The following is a 2,756-nucleotide window of genomic DNA, read 5'->3' as shown; positions in this document are numbered from 1 at the left end:
ACTCCACTCAAAGGCAAATTCTGTGGAGGTTGGGTACTTTCCTTTGTCGGTGCCCCTCCCGACGACTGTAGTCAAAAGGTAACACTGACATTTTCATTGCCAGTAATGTTAGCTACATTATCCCTAGCATTAACTACATTGCCCCCAGTAATAGGACTTCCCTGGAACAAAGCATTAATATTCTCAGCAGTTACCCCTTGAGACTTTATTTCTTCCAACTTCGCCTCAAGATTTTTCACATCTTCTGGATATTCCTCTTTAGCAACGGCAACCACATCAATAATATCTTGCTGAAATTCCGGGTTTTGATTGGCCACGGTCTCCAGTTCCCGTATCGCTGCCTCAAAATCTTCAGGAAAAGGATTTTCTTGTGCAGGTTTCAAAGCACGGAAAGTATCCCCAGGCATTCTTTTTACTCGTCGCCATAACTTACCCGCTTGCTCCAAAGTCTTTTCACTTAAACCTTCCCCTGTCTTTTCCAAATATTTAACTAAAAAAGGATAGGCGATCGCTGCTGCAGTTAATTCTATAGGTTCCATTTTTGATACTCCTTAGTTAAATAATTAAAAATTATAGCGAATTTCATCCGTAGGAGTGAATGGCCATTCTTCCCTGTAAGGTTTTGATTGTGGCAATGTGGTTTATCAAGTAGCTGCCACTAATTTTTACACTACTAAAGCATCTATAAATTCTATTGTTAATTCTGCTTTTAAGTTGCTGTAGGTATACAAATTGTCAAACCCTAAATTTGCTATCCCATTAGGAATTATATATCGCCCCATGTTTGCTGAAGCCCACATTTTTTTTCAAGTTCTTTGACGAACAAAGGTAACATATTTTCCAAATCACCGTCAGAATTTTTCCTCTGCCAATTATTCAAAGGTTTATTTTGAGAATTGCTGCCATGAAAAAGCGTCACAATTTCCAAATACTTATTACCATCAATAGGCAACATTCGATGCCAAACTAAACTAAAAAAATAAGGGCGGTCATCACCTGGTCTTTTCCCACCAATAGCAGGGGTAGTCTTGAACTCTTCCTTATGAAACAGTTCGATCGCCTTTGATGACTTAGACACCTCCTTGCTAAAAACACTCAAACGCTTTGGAGACCATGCCTCACACCAAGGCGTAAACAACTCAGAGTTAAGTGATACTCCCATATACTGCTTGGTTTGCTGATGTAACTCAGTTAAAAAATTCTTCAAATCTTCAGAAGACTGAATATTAGTCCTCTTAATATCACTATCTAACCATTCCCAATGACACCCAATAGCACGAGTCTTGTATTTAGGGAGAAAATCACGATGCCACACCCGACGCCAAGACTTACCCAAACCTGCCATTACAAAAGTAAACTCCAAAACTTTCTGTAAAAAAGCAAGGTCTTTCTTTGGTGCATCTAGGGAAAGCTCGCCTTTTGTTTCATAAACCGGAGTTTTTTCATTGCCAAAAGTATCATGTTTGGGAAATCCTGATTTAGACTGCCAGTAAAGTTGCACATCTCCTGGTTTTTCAGTGCATCCAAACAATCTATTAACCTTCTTCTTTATAGCCGTTTTATCATTACTAACACCAGCTAATAAACGACTAACATGACCTCTGAGGGTTGCCTTAAATAAATTGGGTCGAAACTCCGGTTCGCCACTGCGCAGTAAGGGACTGACACCTTTACCTTTTAACTGAACCCAGAGAGGATATTCGTATTTGGGAGCATCATACAAACCATATCCCGTACTGGTTTTTCCTCCCAACCCTTGCCTTAATGCCTGTCTCAAGCATCCATCTATTTTTTTCCACTCATCCTCTGGGAGAGGCTTTATGGAGCTTAATTCAAAGATAAAAGTAGGATGATAAAAACTAATAGTAGCGATCGCTTGGGGGCCACCTTCATGTTCTACTTGTCTTTCCTGTTGAGGATGAACCACATCAACCATACCATAGCGAGTTTCCTCATATCCATTAACCTCAACAATTCTAGTGCCTGCCCAGTCGCCGACGGGATAAGCACCATGAAAACGTAATATTCCTGGTTTATCAGCAGTTCCACAATATTTATCAATAGTTTCCTTGGTGACAGCTTTAGTATTATTTGGAAGTCGTTTAAATAAACCTTTGATACTGCTTCCGGGAATAAAAGGAATGCCATTTTTACCAATAGTCGGGCGCAAAATACTATCTTGACCGCAGTTAGTGAAAACCCGAAAGGGAAATTCTATTTTGATGCGGTAGACTGAACCGTCTAGATTAAGTTTCTCAGGTTCTTGGTGTTGATAAAAAGGTTTATTTTCATTGTTTTTGTCTGGATAAACCCATTCTTCAGTCCATTCTTTTAAGTAGTTTCTTCGGTCTTTTTTACTTGGATATTGCAAGCTACAACGACCACTAACTTGAGCGCGATACATCATTGGAATTTGTTGGGAATCTGTTGTTTCCCAGTTATTTTCATCCTCGTTATCTTGAGGAGGCAGTGAGATACGAGATTTTTCTGGTTTTCCAGCGTTTGCTCTTTCAAATGCTTTTGCAAAACTCATTTTTTTCTTTAATAATTAGTTGATTTACTACAATTTCATGAAAATTTTAGATGCCATTAGAAAAAAATTATTAAGCTTCATTTACTTTCCAAATCTTTTCAAAATCACTAGATTTTTTTAGATACTCTAGAAAATCATTGGTTGTTGTTGAATTATCTGGAAAAATAGTTAGCAGTTCCACATATTCATTGGTTGATACTAACTGTTTATTTTGAAGAATATA

3 protein-coding genes are annotated in these 2,756 nt (G+C 38.2%); all 3 read right to left on the bottom strand.

What is annotated here, in order from left to right:
• Positions 1-71: 71 nt before the first annotated feature.
• Positions 72-539, bottom strand: a complete 468-nt coding sequence (locus AC3DU7_RS30490; RefSeq protein ID WP_488042983.1) for a hypothetical protein — start codon at positions 537-539, stop codon at positions 72-74.
• 126 nt (positions 540-665) lie between these two features.
• A complete protein-coding gene (locus tag AC3DU7_RS30485; RefSeq protein ID WP_488042982.1) occupies positions 666-800 on the bottom strand; it encodes a hypothetical protein in 135 nt (44 codons plus the stop codon).
• Complete coding sequence (locus tag AC3DU7_RS30480) at positions 767-2,533, bottom strand: RAMP superfamily CRISPR-associated protein (RefSeq protein WP_488042981.1); 1,767 nt, start codon at positions 2,531-2,533, stop codon at positions 767-769. Before AC3DU7_RS30480 ends, AC3DU7_RS30485 begins: the two co-directional genes overlap by 34 nt.
• Positions 2,534-2,756: the final 223 nt, after the last annotated feature.

It is taken from the genome of Okeania sp. (assembly GCF_983059655.1).
The sequence above is the reverse complement of the archived record's forward strand: the minus strand, read 5'-3'. Positions and strand labels throughout refer to the sequence as shown.

Excerpts from the sequence above, each read along its gene's own strand:
- AC3DU7_RS30480 (WP_488042981.1), bottom strand. The coding sequence starts at position 2,533 with ATGAGTTTTGCAAAAGCATTTGAAAGAGCAAACGCTGGAAAACCAGAA.
- AC3DU7_RS30490 (WP_488042983.1), bottom strand. The coding sequence starts at position 539 with ATGGAACCTATAGAATTAACTGCAGCAGCGATCGCCTATCCTTTTTTA.
- AC3DU7_RS30485 (WP_488042982.1), bottom strand. The coding sequence starts at position 800 with ATGTGGGCTTCAGCAAACATGGGGCGATATATAATTCCTAATGGGATA.